This is a genomic window from Salinicola halophilus, assembly GCF_003206155.1.
Classification (GTDB): domain Bacteria; phylum Pseudomonadota; class Gammaproteobacteria; order Pseudomonadales; family Halomonadaceae; genus Salinicola; species Salinicola halophilus.
Window position 1 is genome coordinate 44,486 of sequence record NZ_PZJV01000008.1, and the last position, 15,562, is coordinate 60,047.

The window sequence follows — 15,562 nt, forward strand, 5'->3', positions numbered from 1 at the left end:
GTCATGCTATTGGGCGAAAGTCTAATCTCGATGCCGCGATCCTCGGAGCGCGGCGTCGGTTCATGCCTCTCGCCAGCCACTGCGTAACGTCCCCTTGAGCACCATCCTCGGCGCCATCGTCCCCATCTTTCTCGTCATCGGCATCGGCTATCTGGCGGTGCTCAAGCGCGTGGTCGACAAATCCCACATCCAGGGGATGGGTCGCTACGTGATCAACATCGCCCTGCCGGCGCTGGTGATCCAGGCGCTGCTCGCGCGCCCGCTCGACGAGGTCTTCAACGTTCCCTACCTGCTGGTCTACGGCTTGGGCTCGGGCATCGCATTTGCCGCGATGTTCGTCTGGCTGAGCCTGCGCTCGGAGCGTTCGTTGGTGCAGCGAGCGATGTTCTCGCTCGGCGTGTCGGCCTCCAACAGCGGCTTCATCGGCTACCCTGTGGCGGTGCTAGTGATCGGCCCCACGGCGGGCATCGCCATGGCGCTCAACATGCTGATCGAGAACCTGCTGGTGATCCCGACGGCGCTGGTGCTGGCCGAGCTGAGTCAGGGGGCGAAGGGCGGCATCTGGCAGACGGTGAAACCGGTTGCCACGCGCATTCTGCGCCATCCGCTGATCCTCGCCATCGTGGTGGGAACCCTGCTCGCCGCCCTCGACCTCCACCCGCCCGGCCCGCTGGAGAAGGTGCTGGACATGCTCGCCGCCTCCTCCTCGCCGGTGGCGCTTTTCGTCATCGGCGGCACCCTCTGCGGGTTACGCGTGCGCGGCATGGCGCTGGCGGTATCGCAGATCGCGCTGACCAAGCTGATCCTGCACCCGCTCTGCGTGATCGGCATGGTCCTGCTGGTGCCGCAGATCGACCCGGTGTTCGCCACGGCCGCCGTCCTCTTCGCCTGTGCCCCGATGCTTTCGATGTACCCGCTGCTGGGCCAGCGCTACGGTTTCGCCGAACTGGGGACCGCCGCCATGGTCATGGCGACGCTGCTCTCGGCGCTGACGCTTGCCGCCGGCATCTGGCTCTCCCACGCCTGGCTGCTCTGAATCGCTGGGGTCGCCGAGCGCGCCCCTCAATCCCGTTCATCGAGCACGACGTCGAGCTTCTCCTTGCCTTCGAGCGCGGACATGCCGGTCGGCATCACGCTGAGGATGTCGCTGAAGATCTCCAGCGAGATCGGTCCGGCGTAGCCGGTTCGCCCTAGCGCGCGCAGAAAGGCCGACACGTCGAGCGCGCCGTCGCCCGGGAAAGCCCGCCGATGCCTGCTGAGCGTCTGCAGATCCTCACCTTGCGGGGTCGGCGCGTCGGCGAGCTGCACCAGCCCGATCTTGTGAGCGGGGATTCCCGCGAGGGTCTCGAGCTCGAGGCCCTTCGCCAGCACGTGAAAACTATCCAGCACCAGCGTGAGCGCGGGGTGATCGACGCGCTCGACGACCTCCCAGGCGGTGCGATAGTCGTCGATGTAGCGTCCCCAGGCGAGCGCCTCGTAGGCGACGCTCATCTGCCGCGTCGCCGCGAGTTCGGCGAGATCGTGCAGCGTGTCCGCCGCTGCTGCGGGGGAAGGATCGGCGGCTTCCAGCGTGGTACTGCAGGCGAGCAGCCGGCTGCCGCCGAGCTCGGCAAGCGTATCGAAGTGGCGCTCGGCTTGGCCCAGCATGCGCCGATGAGCGTCACGCCGCAGCGCCTCGGCGTCGCGAAAGGGCTGCAGGGCAACGACCTCGAGCCCGAGATCGCGACAGTGCTCGCCGATGCGCCTGGCTGAGTGGCTGTCCGCCAGCAGATCGTCCAGGAATATCTCGACGCCGGTGAAACCCGCCCGCGTGATCGCCTCCAGCTTGGGCATCAGTTCGCCGCTCAGACACAGGGTTGCCATGGCGCGCATCGATCTTCTCCTCTTCGAATGGCGATACGCCCTGAAGCATAGATGCTGTGGTCGCCGGCGGTATCCGGATGCCGCACACCGATCCTTGAACGCCCCCTGCTATACTCGGCGGCCTCGCGATAGCCGTCGTTCACCGTTCGAGACGAGGGGTTTCAATGCCACTGCGTTTGCCCTCAGTGCCCTGTCGCCACGCCGTTTCACTGCTCGCCACCGCGGCGGCGCTGGCGCTTTTGCTGCTGATGCCCGCGGGTTCGCTCGCCCAGGCCGGGATCGTCGTCACGCTGGGGATCGGGCTATGGGCGACGGGCTGGCTGCCGCAGTGGCTGACGGCGCTGATCTTCTTCACGCTCTGCATGGTGGCGAAAGTCGCCCCGGCGGGGGTGGTCTTCGCCGGCTTCGAGTCCGCGGCGACCTGGCTGGTCTTCTCCGGCATGGTGATCGGCGCGGCGATCAATCACACCGGGCTCGGCGACCGGGTGGCGGCCGTCGTCGGTCCGCGGCTCGCCTCCGGCTATGCGCAGGCGGTGATCGGCGCCGGCCTGCTGGGCCTCATCGCCTCGTTCTTCATGCCGTCGGCGATGGGCCGCATCGTGCTGTTGGTGCCGATCCTGCTGACGCTGGTCGGCCGGCTCGGTTACGCGGAGCACGACCCCGGCCGTCACGGCATCCTGCTCGCGGGGATCATGTCGAGCTTTCTCCCCACCTTCACCATCCTGCCCGCCAACGTGCCCAATAACGTATTGATGGGCGCCAGCGAAGCGGTGCTCGGCGTCTCGCCGAGCTATGCCGAGTATCTGCTGCTGCACTTCCCCATTCTCGGGCTGATCAAGTGGGTACTGCTGATGGGCGTGATCCTGTGGCAGTTTCGCGGGGGTACGCCGGCATCGATCCCGATGGAACGCAGCGATGCTCGGCCACCGGGGATCGTCGCCATGGGCGTGCTGCTCGCCTTCGCCGTCGGCATGTGGATGACGGACGCCTGGCACGGCATCTCGCCGGCGTGGATAGGCATGCTGGTCGCGCTGGTCTGTCTCTTCCCCGGCAGCGGACTGATGCCGGCGAAGCCGCTGACGCAGATGAGTCTCGAGCCCTTCGTCTACGTCGCGGGCATCGTCAGCCTCGGCGCCCTGGCCCATGAAAGCGGGCTGGGAGCTGCCTTGGCGGGCCGGCTGCTCGAGGTGCTGCCACTCGCCGACGGCGCGGATGCCGGCAACTTCGCCTGGCTCGCTGTGATCGCAACGACCCTGGGCCTGCTGGTGACGCTGCCGGGCGTTCCCGCCGTGCTGACGCCGCTGGCGCCGCAGCTCGCCGACGTCACCGGCTGGTCCGTCGAGGCGACGGTGATGTCGCAGGTGCTGGGCTTCTCCACCGTCGTCCTGCCCTACCAGTCGCCGCCGCTGATCATCGGCCTGCTCACCTCGGGACTCGGCATGCGCCAGGCCGCTCGGGTCACGCTGCCGGTAGCCCTGATCACCGTCGTCGTGCTGTGGCCGCTGGACTATCTGTGGTGGCAGTGGCTGGGCGTCATCTAGGTAAGCAGTGGCTGGGACGTCATCTAGGCTGGGCGTTAGCCAGGTAAAAAGGGCCTAAGCTCTGAACGAAGCGTCCACGCCACTCAGCGATCGAGTGCTGGTGGTGCCGCGCCGGGTCGCATCCAGCGCCACGCCTCGGGCGTAATACGCTCCAATCCTGTGGCCGATACGAAGGGGGAAATGCCGATGTTGATCAAGATCACCAAACCCAGCGACCTCGGCGAGCGCGACGTCACGCCGGAGTCGGTCTACCTCAGCCGCCGGCGCTTCATGGGCGGGCTTGCGGGTATCGGCGCCGGCCTGGCGCTGGGCGGTCGCGCGCAGGCCGCCGCGCCGGACTACGCCGATGTCCCCGCCGGCGACCCGCCCGATTGGCTCGCGCCGAAGCTCGCCGAGGCCGAGCCTCGGGTAGTGGCCCCAACCGACCCCGAGCTCGACAAGCTCACGCCGTTCGACGATGCCTCGAACTACAACAACTTTTATGAATTCGGCACCGGCAAGAGCGACCCGGCCCGCCGCGCCGATCGGCTGGAGACACAACCCTGGAGCGTGGTGATCGACGGTGAGGTCGACAACGGCGGACGTTTCGCGCTGGAGGACATCGTCACACCCTCCCGAGTGGAAGAGCGCATCTATCGGCTGCGCTGCGTCGAGGCGTGGTCGATGGTGATTCCCTGGCTGGGCATCTCGCTCAAGGACGTGATCGAGCGCGCCAAGCCGACTTCCAAGGCGAAGTACGTACGCTTCGAGACGCTGGTACGCCCCGAGCAGATGCCGGGGCAGGACTCGTCGTTCGCGCTCATCGACTGGCCCTACGTCGAGGGGCTGCGTCTGGATGAGGCGATGCATCCGCTGGCGATACTGGCCGTCGGCATGTACGGACGCGAGCTGCCCAATCAGAACGGCGCACCGTTTCGCCTGGTCGTGCCGTGGAAGTATGGCTTCAAGAGCATCAAGTCGATCGTGCGTATTTCGCTGGTCGAGCAGCCACCGGTGAACTCCTGGCAGGCGATCGCCCCCAACGAGTACGGCTTCTACGCCAACGTCAATCCCAACGTCGACCACCCGCGCTGGAGCCAAGCCACCGAGCGCCGCCTGCCGAACAGCCTGTTCAGCCCCAACATCATCGATACCCGAATGTTCAACGGCTACGAGGACGAGGTCGGCAGTCTCTACGCGGGCATGGACCTCGGGAAGCAGTACTGATGGCAGAAGCACCGAGGACGCAGGATTCGACGGTGAAAGACCCGACGACGAAAGACTCGTCGAGGAAACCGCCGAGCGCGAAGCGCTCGCGGGCGAAACGCCAGCCGCGGCTGATACTCTGGCGCCTCCTCGTCTTCTGCGTGGCACTGACGCCATTGGCCTACTGGGCGACACAGGTGGCGCTCGGCAATGGCGGACCGGAGCCGGGCCGCTATCTGCTGCTCAACATCGGTCAGGCGACGCTCTGGATGCTCTTCGCCACGCTGTCGCTGACGCCGCTGACCAAACTCACCCGCTGGAAGGGCTTCGCCCTCATCCGCCGCCAGCTGGGTCTCTGGACGCTCGCGTACGCCGTGGCGCACCTGCTCTGCTACGTTCTCTTCATTCTCGGCCTCGATCTTTCGCGTCTCGGTAGCGAAATCGTCCGCCGGCCCTACATCATCGTCGGCATGCTGGCGCTCCTCGGCCTCGTCGTCATGGGCGTCACCTCCAACCAGCGCTCGATGCGCAAGCTCGGCAAGCGCTGGAAGACGCTGCACAAGCTGGTCTATGCGGTACTCGCCCTCGGTCTGCTGCACTTTTTCTGGGTGGTGCGCGCCGACATGGAGCAGTGGAGCCTCTATGCCGCCACCGGCGCTTTTCTGATGCTGCTACGCCTGCCTCCGGTCGCACGACGCCTCCCCTCGATCCGTCAGCGGGCCGGGCGTCAGCGACAGCGCGCCGCCTGACCTTTTTGCCGGCGGATTCTCCTGTGCACTGCCGCCGAGAGACTTGGCGGTACGTTCGGTCCTGCCGCTAGACTTTCGTCGACGTGTGCCGTGACCGACGGGCGTGGTCGGTTACGCTCGTCTTCCCGTCGGCGTCGCGGCCCCCGCGTGCCTCGGCGGCTCCCCTTGCACGCAGCCGGAGAATTGTCATGAGCAAGCGCATCCTCGCCTACCGCCGTCTCGACGATCAGCAGCTCGAGCAGCTTCGCGAGAAGTATCAAGTCGACTATTTCGGCAAGCTCGAATCCGCCGATGACCCGGCGTTTCGCGAAGCGCTGGGGCAGGCCAACGGCCTCATCGGCGCGGGCTTGAAGATCACGCCGGAGCTACTCGACTCAGCCCCCCATCTGGAAGCGATCGCCAGCATTTCGGTGGGGGTGGACAGCTATCCCGTCGACGAACTCACGCGCCGCGGCATTCTGCTCTGTAACACGCCGGACGTGCTCACCGAGACGACCGCCGACACCGGGTTTTCGCTGATCATGGCAAGCGCCCGGCGCGTGGTGGAACTCGCCAACGTGGTCAAACGCGGCGATTGGCAGGAGAGTATCGGTCCGGACCGCTTCGGCATCGACGTACATGGCAAGACGCTCGGCATGATCGGATTCGGGCGTATCGGCCAGGCAATCGCCCGGCGCGGCGCGCTGGGTTTCGGCATGCGGGTGCTCTACTCCAACGCCTCGCCCAAGCCGGAGATCGAGCGGGAGCTCGGCGCCCGACGCTGCGAGTTCAACGAGCTGCTCGAAACCGCCGATTTCGTCTGCGCCATCGTCCCGTTGACCGACGAGACGCATCATCTCATCGGCGCCGAGGCGTTCGCGCGCATGAAAGAGAGCGCGATCTTCATCAACCTCGCCCGCGGCGCGGTGGTCGACGAGCCGGCGATGATCGAAGCGCTGCAGCGCGGACAGATCCGTGCCGCCGGGCTCGACGTCTTCGAGCAGGAGCCGCTGCCGTCGTCATCGCCGCTCACGCAGATGGACAACGTCGTGGCGCTGCCGCACATCGGCTCGGCGACGATGGAGACGCGTACCGCCATGGCGCAGCGCGCGGTGGACAACATCCTGCTCGCGCTTGACGGCGAGCGCCCGCTCAGCCCCTTCAACGTCGAGGCCTGGGGCGATCGCCTGACGTGAGCTATACCGCCACGAGCCGAGCGACGCGCGGGTCGCAGGCGGCGACGTGACGCGAGCCACGGCGCGGCCAATGTCACCGGCCGCGCCTTGCCAAGCCAACCCGGCGTGGCTAGAGTGGGATGACGAGATTAAAAACAGTGTTCCATAATTCGGGTGTCATATCTCTCGGCTATGGAACCGAGCGTCAGGGTACCGAAGTTTTTCGGTCGCGGGCCGATAGTGACAGCGCCCGCCGTTCCCACTCACCGACTGCGCCCTCGAGGCGACCATCATGCCCGAACCCTTCTGCCTTCTGTTCGACTGCGACGGCACCCTCGTCGACAGCGAGCCGCTGCTGGCCGATGTCATGGCCAAATACCTCAACCGCGCCGGCCTGCCGTTTACGTCGGACGACTATATCGAGCGCTTTCGGGGGGCCCGCTTCGCCTCCATCGTCGCCCATCTGGAGCAGCGTCACGGCGCGCTGGATGACGCGGTTCGCCGGCACATCGAAAGCGACATGCGTGCCGAGATGCACGAGCGCATGCTGACCGAACTCACCCCGATCGACGGTGTGAGCGACACACTCGACAGGCTGGGTTCGCTGCCCCGCTGCATTGCCTCCAACGGCCCCGACTACAAGATTCGCCGCGCGCTCGACAGTACCGGATTACGTGCGTTCTTCGACGAGCGCATCTACAGCGCCTACGACGTCGGCAGCTGGAAACCCGAGCCGGGGCTCTTCCTCCACGCCGGGCGCGACATGGGCTTTGCCCCCAGCGAGTGTGTGGTGATCGACGACGCCGAAGTGGGTGTACGCGCGGCGCTCGCCGCCGGCATGCGGGTGGTGCATCTCAACCGCTTCCCCGAACACGAGACGACGCCCGCCGGGGCCCACACGATCCATCACATGAGCGAGCTGCCCAAGGCGCTCGCCAAGCTGACGCCCGCGCTCGCCGTCGGCTATCGCTGAGACGCTCCGCCCCGGCGCCGCTTCGCGCCCATGAACGCGCCGCGCTACCCGCGTTATCATGGGGCATCGTCGAACGAACCGGAGCCAACATGTCATCGCTGCAGGATCAACTTCGCGGCCTGGTCTACTCCACCGAACACGGTGAGACCTGCCCTAGCTGCCGCCGCCCGCTCGCCGACTGCGAATGCGCGGCACAGGCCGAATCGGAACGCCTCGCCGCGCTCGACGGCATCGTGCGCATTCGTCGTGAAACCAGCGGTCGCAAGGGCAAAGGCGTGACCACGGTGGCCGGCGTACCGCTCGCCGAGACCGAACTCAAGGCGTTGGCCAAGACGCTCAAGAAACGCTGCGGTACCGGCGGCGCGGTCAAGGACGGCATCATCGAGATTCAGGGCGATCACCGCGAGACGCTGAAGACCGAACTCGAGACGCAGGGCTATCGCGTCAAGCTCGCCGGAGGCTGAGCGCCGCTTGCACGGCGGAACGTCTCGACCGCGACTCGGTCGGACAACCCTGTAGCCCTACCCGACACCGAGCCTTGCGCTCGGCCGAACCCGTTTCAAGGAAGCCCGCCGTGAGTCATCCGCTACGCCTTCTCTCCAGTCCTCGCCGTTACCGGTCACTACTGGCCGTGGGGCTCCTTCTGTCGATGGCGGGCTGCGCTGGCGGCCCGCAGTTCGAAACGCTCAGCGCCCGCGTCGTCACCGATACGCCGCAGCCGCTCCCCGCCGATGCCACGCTGGAAGTGCAGCTCGAAAACACGTCCACCGGCGACGTGCTCGCCAGCAGCCGGGTCGAGCGTCTCGGTGACTTCCCGCTGCCGGTCACGCTGCAATATGCCCCCGAGGCAATCGTGGCGGACGATCTCTACCGCCTCGACGCGCAGATTCGAAGCGGCAATCGCATCGTCTATCTCTCTCCCGAGGCACTGCCGGTCTTCGGGCGCCACGACTCCGATGCTCGCGATATCCGTGTCGAACCCACCGGCGCCGCCGCGTTCGACGGGACCGACGGGGGCAATACCGACTGAGCGCTGGCATTCACAGGAGCGATCGGCACTTGTCCAAACGTCGGCTGCGGACCACCTTGTAGTCAGACCATCACAGGGTTCGCGCGCAACGGCGCCGAATCGAGCCAAGGGAGAGAGCATGGAAACGCGCAAGCTACCCGGTACGGATATCGAGATGTCGCGCATTGGCCTGGGGACCTGGGCGATGGGCGGGCGCATGTGGGGCGGCACGGACGACGCCAACGCCGAACGCACCATCCACGCCGCCATGGATCGCGGCGTCACGCTGATCGACACTGCGCCCGCCTACGGTTTCGGCCACTCCGAGGAAGTGGTGGGCAAATCGCTCGCTGATGGTAACCGGCGGGAGCGAATGGTGCTCGCCACCAAGGCGGGCCTGGAGTGGTCCGACACCGGCGGCCCGAAGCGCAACGCGACCGCCGAACGACTGAAGCAAGAGCTCGACGACTCGCTGCGTCGACTCAAGACCGACTACATCGATCTTTATCAGATTCACTGGCCGGACCCGCTGGTCCCGATCGAAGAGACTGCCGAGGCGATGGCGCGCTTTCACCGCGAGGGCAAGATCCGCGCGATCGGCGTGAGCAACTTCACCTCCGAGCAGTGCGATGCGTTTCGTCAGGTAGCGCCGCTTCATACCGTTCAGCCGCCCTATAACCTGTTCGAGCGCGATATCGACCGGGAGATGCTGCCCTATGCCGAGCGCAACGACCTGACGCTGCTCACCTATGGCGCGCTGTGTCGCGGACTGCTCACCGGCAAGATGCACACCGACTACACCTTCAACGGTGACGATCTGCGCAACAAGGATCCGAAATTCCAGTCGCCGCGCTTCGAGCAGTGTCTTGCCGCCGTCGAGGCGCTGCGTGACGTCGCCGCGCGTCACGACAAGACGGTACTCGAACTCGCCGTGCGCTGGATTCTCGACCGCTCGCCGAACATCGTCGCGCTCTGGGGCGCGCGCAAACCCGAGCAGGTCGAGCCGCTGGGCGGCATCACCGGCTGGTCGCTCAGCGACGATGAAATGGCGATGATCGACGCCATTCTCGCCAAGCACGTCACCGACCCTGTCGGCCCCGAGTTCATGGCCCCGCCGACCCGCGGGTAAGCACAGGTCCACCCCTTCCGGCTTTCAGCCCGCACCCAGTACGCTCGAGGGTCCGGCGGTCGCCGGGCTTTCTTGCGTTCGCCCCGCAAGACTCGCGACGAGTGCCTCCAGCGCCGGCGCGACCGGGGCGGCGATCTTCAGCGTGAAGAGATCGTCGGCGCGGGTGGTGCCCAGATTGATGCAGGCGATGGGCTTTTCGGTGCGTACGGCATGGCGTGCAAAGCGAAAACCGGAATAGACCATCAGCGACGACCCCACCACCAGCATGGCATCCGCCTCGTCGAGCGCGGCGAACGCGAGCTCGGCGCGAGGCTTGGGAACGTTGTCACCGAAAAAGACCACGTCGGGTTTCAGAGTGCCGACATGACAGCGCTGGCAGGTGGGCACGTCGAAGCTCGAGAAGTCGTGGCCGTCGAGGTCCGCGTCGCCGTCCGGACCGACCTCCGCACTCAGCTCGAGCCAGGCGGGATTGCGCCGCGCCAGCTCGTCGTGAAGCGCGTGGCGCATCATCGTCGCCCCGCAGCGCATGCACTTGACGGTATCCGCCTGGCCGTGGAGGTCGGTCACCCGGCGCGAGCCGGCGCGCTGATGCAGGCCGTCGACGTTCTGGGTCACCAGCCGCGTGATCCGCCCTTCGCGCTCGAGCGTGGAGAGCGCACGATGCGCCTGCCCGGGATGCGCGCCGGCCAGCGCCCGGAACCCCACCAGACTGCGCGCCCAGTAGCGCTTTCGCACCTCGAGACTGCCCATGAACTTCTGATGACTGACCGGCGGCGGTCGCTTCCAGTCGCCGCGAGCGTCCCGATAGTCGGGAATCCCGCAGTCGGTGCTCACACCGGCCCCCGTCAGCACGAAAAGTCGCGGGTGGCGCGCCACGAATTCGGTGAGCGCGTCGATTCCCTCCACTGCGTCGTCGAACATGCATTGCCTCACTGGTTGGGGTTCACTGATCGGCGTTCACCGGTCGAGGTCGAGTCGCAGGCGGCGGCGCACGCGCCTGCGATCGTTTCTGATCACAAGGTGGTCGATCACGTCGGATACACGCTATACGCGACCGGGCTCGCTACGGATCAAGCGCAACCGGTTGCGGTCGAACGAATCGCGGTCGCCGGTTCGTCGGCGTCGCAGTCGGCACACGACCTCGGCTAGAATGACGCAATCGTGCCTGTCGCCCCGCATCCCACGCCACTCCAAGGACAATCGCTCATGGCCTGGCTGGAATACCTGCTGCCGCTGATTTTCCTGGCCCCACTGGGCGCCGCCGCGCTGGTCGCGATCACGCTCCGCGACATCAGCAGTATCGAACTGCGCTCGCCCCACGGCGACGAAACGATCCGCGAGATCGCGCAGGTCCACCGCAACCGGCTGGAGCGCGCTCGCGCCACGTTCTTTCTCGATGCCACGCTCGCGCCCACGCTCACGCTGATGCCGCTGGTCTACGGCATGGGGCGCATTCTGTTCGCCGACGAGCAGAGCTGGCTCGAATGGTCGCTTTACGGTGCGGTCAGCACGCTGCTGGCGATGATCTTCGGTTTTCTGATCCTGCGCGACGTGCAGCGGGTGCGCCGCCTGACTCGCAGCCTCGCCTGCGAACTGGCCGTCGGCCAGGCGCTGGACCATCTGATTCGCCCGCAGGCGACACCCTACTTCGTCTTCCACGATTTCCCCGCGGATAGCTACAGCATCGACAACGTGCTGGTGACGCCTCAGGGCGTCTTCGTCATTCAGACCATGGCGCGGGATTTCCCGCTGGATCTCGACGGCACCGCCAACAAGACCGTCGCCGTCGAGTCGCAGCGGCTGCGCTTCCCCGGCTGGAGCGAGCGCCGCACCCTCGGCAAGGTGCGCATGGCGACGGTATGGCTGAGCCACTGGATCGCCCGCCATGCCGATCTGAACGTGCCGGTATTCGGCGTACTGGTGCTGCCCGGCTGGACGATCGACGACGAGACGGAGCACCTCGGCACGCGCCGCGACATCTACGTACTCGACGGCGTCGACCTGGCCGCCAAGCTCACCGCCATGGCCCCCGAAACCCTCGACGACGCAGACCGCCAGCGCCTGGTGGAACGGCTCGACAAGCGCTCGCGGCGTTACCGCCGCAGCCGGCCGTCGCCACGCTGATACGTCGATCGCCTCGACCCGCCCCATTCGTTTTCAACCCTGGAGAGCCCATGCCCGTATCCGATTCCTCCTTCGACGTGCTGACCTTTGGCGAAGCGATGGCACTGTTCGTCGCAGAAGAGAGCGGCCCGCTCGATGCCGTGACTCGCTTCGGCCGACGCACCGCCGGCGCCGACACCAACGTCGCCATCGGCCTGGCGCGACTCGGCTTCGACGTGCGCTGGCTCTCGCGCGTGGGAGCGGATCACAACGGCGCCTTTCTGCAGCGGGCGCTGGAAGCCGAAGGGCTCGACTGCCGCCACGTGATTCGGGACGACGCTCACGCCACCGGTCTGGTATTCAAGGAACGTGCCGTCGACGGCGCCGACCCGCACGTCGAGTACGTCCGTCGTCACAGCGCCGCCAGCCACCTCGCCCCCGCCGATGCCGATGACGTGGCGATCGACCGCGCCCGTCACCTTCACGCCACCGGCATTCCCCCGGCGCTCTCCGACAGCGCCCGCGAACTCTCGACGACCCTTTTCGAGCGCGCCCGAGCGGCGGGGCTGTCGATCTCCTTCGACCCCAACCTGCGGCCCACCCTCTGGCCGAGCGAAGCGGTGATGAAAGAGACCCTCAACGCCCTCGCCGCCAAGGCCGACCTCGTCATGCCCGGGCTCGCCGAGGGCCGGATACTCACCGGTTTCGATACCGCCCACGACATCGCCGGCTTCTATCTCGACCGCGGTGCCAAGGCCGTGGTGATCAAACTCGGTCCCGAGGGGAGCTACTTCCGTACCGCCGAGCAGGAGGGTAGCGTCGACGGCTCGCCGGTCGAGAAGGTCATCGATACCGTCGGCGCCGGCGATGGCTTCGCCGTGGGTGTGGTCAGCGCCCGCCTCGACGGGCTCGACTGGCCCGCAGCCCTGCACCGCGGCAACCTCATCGGCGCGCGGCAGGTGCAGGTAATCGGCGATATGGAAGGCTTGCCGAATCGTGACGAACTCACCGCGATGGAGCGCAGCGGCGAGGCGATCTAGCGTCCGCGACTCCGGGTAGCCGGTTCCGCCCCCAATCCCGCCAGCACCGCAGGCTTGAGCGAGGCCAGCGGCTCGCCGGAGACGCCGCTGAGCACGATCAGCCGGGTGCGACGACCGTCGTGATAACCGAGCCACAGCGGCAGCGCCACCGGGCGACAGGTGTCGGACTGCACGCGAAGCCCCCAGCGCCGAGGTCGGGCCAGCCGCTCCCACAGCCAGAGGCGCTCGAAAGTCGTGGCCGACGGACAGTCGCCGCCGGGGAGCCAGTGCTCGTCCACACTGCCCGGCCCGTCTTCGAACGCCAGTGTCCCCGGCCAGAGCAGCGCGCGGGGCGTCAGCGAACTCGCCAGCAGCCAGGCGGCGGGCGCCGATACCGGGTTCGCCGACGTGCCGCCGATCGCCACCGCCCACAGCGTGATCTGAGCGGGCTCGAAGCGCGCCGCACCGAAGCGAGCGAGCCGCCTGCGCGCACCCTTCGCATCGAGCCGGCGGGCCAGCCGGGCGGGCGCCATGGCCGTCTCGTTGCCCGCAGCCTCGGGCGATCCCGCCGATGTCGCTCCGACCGGGTTGGCCGATGCTCTCTCGGCGATATTCGCCTTCCTCCTCTCGGCCATGTTCGCCTTCTCCCTCTCGGCCATGTTCGCCGGCCCCCTCACTGGGCGTTGGCCCAGAGCTGTAGCGCGCCGAGGGCGGCGAGACTCAAGAAGAACCAGACGATCAGTCCGATGCAGCGTCGGCGCGTGACGCGGGCGTCGTCGCCGACCGCTTCGGCATTGGCGCTTCGCCCCTTGAGCACCGCCTGCATGTCGGGGGCGGTCTCGTCGATGGCCACATCGGCGAGTTGCTCACGGCCTGGCGCCGGCGCGGTCAGACTCACCGCATAGCCCACACCCATCGAGACGATGAGCCCCACCGCGTTCTGATAGAGCCAGGAAATACCCAGCTGCGAGGCGGCCCAGACCGCCGCCATGCCGACGATCATTCCAGCCACCGCGCCACGACCGTTGCTGCGATGGGTCAGCACCGCCAGTAGAAAGACCCCGAGCAGCGCGCCGTAGAACCAGGAGCCGATGCGGTTGACCGCCTCGATCACCGGGCCGAGATTGCCGGCGAAGAAGGCAAAGGCGGTGGCATAGAGTCCCCAGAAGACGGTCGCCCAGCGCGAGGCGCGAAGGTAGTGGCGCTCGCTGGCATCGCGGCGAACGTAGCGGGCGTAGAAGTCGCGCACCGTTACCGCGGAGAGGGAGTTCAGCGCGGAGTCGAGACTCGACATCGCCGCGGCGAAGACCCCGGCGATCACGAGTCCGGTGATGCCCACCGGAAACGCCTCCACCACATAGCGCGGGAACAGCTCGTTGAGGTTTTCCGGCGCGGTGAGGCCGTGCTGCTGATAGTAGGCGGCAAGCATCACGCCGATGAACAAAAAGAGCAGCATCTGCGGCACCAGCAGATAGCCGCCGATCAGCAAGGATCGCTGCCCCTCGGCAATGGAGGGGCTGGTGAGCACGCGCTGAATCTGGCTCTGGTCGGTCCCGAAGTAGGCGACGTGCATCACCACGCCGCCGATCAACCCGGCCCAGATCGAGTAGGTCACGGTGGGGTCGAGAGAGAAATCGAGCGTATCGAAAAGCCCGTTGGCGGCGCCGTACGCAAAGACATCGCTCCAGCCGCCGGGCAGACTCGTGACCATCAGCACCATGCTGAGAATGGCGCCGAGCCAGAGCACGAACATCTGCACCACGTCGGTCCAGATGACGGCGCTGATACCGCCGAGCACGGTATAGCTCACGGCGATCACCGCCATCAGCACGATGGTGACGTTGACGTTCCAGCCGGTGACCACGGCGAGCACCAGTGCCGGGGCGTAGAGCACCACGCCGGTGGCGAGCCCGCGAGCAACGAGAAACAGCAGTGCCGCCAGCGAGCGGGTGACCGGGCCGAAACGGCGCTCGAGCAGCTCGTAGATGCTGTAGATGCCGGCGCGGTGGAAGATAGGGACCAGCACCACGATCAGCACCGCCATCGCCAGCGGTACGTTGATGAAGGTGGCCAGCCGCTCCAGGCCGCCGTCGAAACCCCAGCCCGGCGCGCCGATGAAGGTGATGGCGCTGGCCTGGGTCGCCATGACCGAAAGCCCGATGGCCCAGCCGGGAATCTTTCGCCCGCCGAGAAAGTAGTCCTGCGTGCTCTCCTGATCCTTGCCGAAGCGCGCACCCAGCCAGGCGATGCCCGCGACGTAGACGATCAGAACGAGGGTATCGATCAGCGTGAAGTCACCCACGGCCCACCTCGAATTGTTGTTATCGACGCTCTCAACGTATCACGTTTTGATCGCCACGCTGCCGAGCCTCCCGACGCGGCGGGCACTGGCGCTCAGCGACGCTTGAGGCAATCGCGCAGTACCACGGCGTTGTTGTACACCTCGTCTTTTGCCGCGTAGACCAGCGTTACCCCCCCCGTTCTGCGCGTGCTCACGAAGCGTCTGCGTCAGCCGAGAATCGGCTCGGCGAAGCTCCTCGCGGTAGGCCGCGTAGAACTTCTCCCAACGGTCACGGTCGTGACCGAACCACTCACGACGCGATTTCGACGGCGCCAGATCTCGATACCACGCGTCGATGGACGCATCCGCCTTCGCCACCCCGCGCGGCCACATGCCGTCGACCAGTGCCCGGTGGCCGTCGCCCTCGTTCGTCTCGTCGTAGAGACGTTTGAGCTGAACCCTCATCTCGTCCTCCGCCGGAAAAGCCTCGATCGACGCTGGCAGCGTAGCCAATCGACACGACCGACAGCTGCGCATACGAAAAACCCCGGCACAT

The 15,562-nt window shown here is 66.8% G+C and carries 15 protein-coding genes and 1 pseudogene; 11 read left to right on the forward strand and 5 right to left on the reverse strand.

The window, feature by feature from the left end; all coding sequences use genetic code 11:
- Positions 1-94: 94 nt before the first annotated feature.
- Positions 95-1,036 carry an AEC family transporter gene (locus tag DOM33_RS15675; protein ID WP_110670701.1) on the forward strand — a complete coding sequence of 314 codons (942 nt, stop codon included), beginning with the start codon at positions 95-97 and terminating at the stop codon, positions 1,034-1,036.
- Positions 1,037-1,062: 26 nt separating this feature from the next.
- Here the strand turns inward: DOM33_RS15675 and DOM33_RS15680 are convergent, their stop codons facing one another.
- Positions 1,063-1,872: a sugar phosphate isomerase/epimerase family protein gene (locus DOM33_RS15680; protein WP_110670703.1), complete on the reverse strand. Its 810-nt coding sequence runs from the start codon at positions 1,870-1,872 to the stop codon at positions 1,063-1,065.
- Between the two features lie 155 nt (positions 1,873-2,027).
- Between DOM33_RS15680 and DOM33_RS15685 the strand changes: the two genes are divergently transcribed.
- The 8 genes from DOM33_RS15685 (at position 2,028) to DOM33_RS15720 (ending at position 9,603) form a co-directional block, all read left to right on the forward strand.
- Positions 2,028-3,404, forward strand: coding sequence for an SLC13 family permease (locus tag DOM33_RS15685; RefSeq protein ID WP_110670705.1), 1,377 nt, complete (start codon positions 2,028-2,030; stop codon positions 3,402-3,404).
- A gap of 186 nt (positions 3,405-3,590) precedes the next feature.
- Positions 3,591-4,610, forward strand: a complete 1,020-nt coding sequence (gene msrP / locus DOM33_RS15690) for a protein-methionine-sulfoxide reductase catalytic subunit MsrP (RefSeq protein ID WP_110670781.1) — start codon at positions 3,591-3,593, stop codon at positions 4,608-4,610.
- A gap of 110 nt (positions 4,611-4,720) precedes the next feature.
- Entirely contained in the window at positions 4,721-5,338 is a 618-nt protein-coding gene (gene msrQ / locus DOM33_RS15695; protein ID WP_239495403.1) for a protein-methionine-sulfoxide reductase heme-binding subunit MsrQ, read from the forward strand.
- A 188-nt stretch (positions 5,339-5,526) separates the two neighbouring features.
- Positions 5,527-6,513 carry a 2-hydroxyacid dehydrogenase gene (locus DOM33_RS15700; RefSeq protein WP_110670709.1) on the forward strand — a complete coding sequence of 329 codons (987 nt, stop codon included), beginning with the start codon at positions 5,527-5,529 and terminating at the stop codon, positions 6,511-6,513.
- 271 nt (positions 6,514-6,784) lie between these two features.
- Entirely contained in the window at positions 6,785-7,465 is a 681-nt protein-coding gene (locus DOM33_RS15705; RefSeq protein WP_110670711.1) for an HAD family hydrolase, read from the forward strand.
- Positions 7,466-7,554: 89 nt separating this feature from the next.
- Positions 7,555-7,929 (forward strand): translation initiation factor Sui1, encoded by a 375-nt coding sequence (locus tag DOM33_RS15710; protein ID WP_110670713.1) that lies wholly within the window; start codon positions 7,555-7,557, stop codon positions 7,927-7,929.
- 110 nt (positions 7,930-8,039) lie between these two features.
- Positions 8,040-8,495, forward strand: a complete 456-nt coding sequence (locus DOM33_RS15715) for a YbaY family lipoprotein (RefSeq protein WP_110670715.1) — start codon at positions 8,040-8,042, stop codon at positions 8,493-8,495.
- A 118-nt stretch (positions 8,496-8,613) separates the two neighbouring features.
- The gene (locus tag DOM33_RS15720; protein ID WP_110670717.1) at positions 8,614-9,603 is read left to right on the forward strand and encodes an aldo/keto reductase; all 990 of its coding nucleotides are present in this window, start codon (positions 8,614-8,616) and stop codon (positions 9,601-9,603) included.
- A gap of 24 nt (positions 9,604-9,627) precedes the next feature.
- On the opposite strand, the gene DOM33_RS15725 is transcribed toward DOM33_RS15720, so the two are convergent.
- Positions 9,628-10,524, reverse strand: a complete 897-nt coding sequence (locus tag DOM33_RS15725) for an NAD-dependent protein deacetylase (RefSeq protein WP_110670719.1) — start codon at positions 10,522-10,524, stop codon at positions 9,628-9,630.
- Between the two features lie 285 nt (positions 10,525-10,809).
- On the opposite strand from DOM33_RS15725, the gene DOM33_RS15735 reads away from it, so the two are divergent.
- The gene (locus tag DOM33_RS15735) at positions 10,810-11,727 is read left to right on the forward strand and encodes a nuclease-related domain-containing protein (protein ID WP_110670723.1); all 918 of its coding nucleotides are present in this window, start codon (positions 10,810-10,812) and stop codon (positions 11,725-11,727) included.
- A gap of 50 nt (positions 11,728-11,777) precedes the next feature.
- Positions 11,778-12,746, forward strand: coding sequence for a sugar kinase (locus DOM33_RS15740; RefSeq protein WP_110670725.1), 969 nt, complete (start codon positions 11,778-11,780; stop codon positions 12,744-12,746).
- Here the strand turns inward: DOM33_RS15740 and DOM33_RS15745 are convergent.
- The 3 genes and pseudogenes from DOM33_RS15745 to DOM33_RS16485 form a co-directional block, all read right to left on the reverse strand.
- Positions 12,743-13,258 (reverse strand): hypothetical protein, encoded by a 516-nt coding sequence (locus tag DOM33_RS15745; protein ID WP_110670727.1) that lies wholly within the window; start codon positions 13,256-13,258, stop codon positions 12,743-12,745. The genes DOM33_RS15740 and DOM33_RS15745 overlap by 4 nt on opposite strands.
- A 140-nt stretch (positions 13,259-13,398) precedes the next feature.
- Positions 13,399-15,027: a sodium:solute symporter family protein gene (locus DOM33_RS15750; RefSeq protein ID WP_110670729.1), complete on the reverse strand. Its 1,629-nt coding sequence runs from the start codon at positions 15,025-15,027 to the stop codon at positions 13,399-13,401.
- A gap of 207 nt (positions 15,028-15,234) precedes the next feature.
- A pseudogene (locus DOM33_RS16485) lies at positions 15,235-15,543 on the reverse strand (DUF488 domain-containing protein); the annotation flags it as partial.
- Positions 15,544-15,562: the final 19 nt, after the last annotated feature.

Coding starts and splice junctions, on each gene's coding strand:
- DOM33_RS15680 (WP_110670703.1), bottom strand. CDS start 1,872: ATGCGCGCCATGGCAACCCTGTGTCTGAGCGGCGAACTGATGCCCAAG.
- DOM33_RS15685 (WP_110670705.1), top strand. CDS start 2,028: ATGCCACTGCGTTTGCCCTCAGTGCCCTGTCGCCACGCCGTTTCACTG.
- msrP (WP_110670781.1), top strand. CDS start 3,591: ATGTTGATCAAGATCACCAAACCCAGCGACCTCGGCGAGCGCGACGTC.
- DOM33_RS15700 (WP_110670709.1), top strand. CDS start 5,527: ATGAGCAAGCGCATCCTCGCCTACCGCCGTCTCGACGATCAGCAGCTC.
- DOM33_RS15705 (WP_110670711.1), top strand. CDS start 6,785: ATGCCCGAACCCTTCTGCCTTCTGTTCGACTGCGACGGCACCCTCGTC.
- DOM33_RS15710 (WP_110670713.1), top strand. CDS start 7,555: ATGTCATCGCTGCAGGATCAACTTCGCGGCCTGGTCTACTCCACCGAA.
- DOM33_RS15720 (WP_110670717.1), top strand. CDS start 8,614: ATGGAAACGCGCAAGCTACCCGGTACGGATATCGAGATGTCGCGCATT.
- DOM33_RS15725 (WP_110670719.1), bottom strand. CDS start 10,524: ATGTTCGACGACGCAGTGGAGGGAATCGACGCGCTCACCGAATTCGTG.
- DOM33_RS15735 (WP_110670723.1), top strand. CDS start 10,810: ATGGCCTGGCTGGAATACCTGCTGCCGCTGATTTTCCTGGCCCCACTG.
- DOM33_RS15740 (WP_110670725.1), top strand. CDS start 11,778: ATGCCCGTATCCGATTCCTCCTTCGACGTGCTGACCTTTGGCGAAGCG.
- DOM33_RS15745 (WP_110670727.1), bottom strand. CDS start 13,258: ATGGCGCCCGCCCGGCTGGCCCGCCGGCTCGATGCGAAGGGTGCGCGC.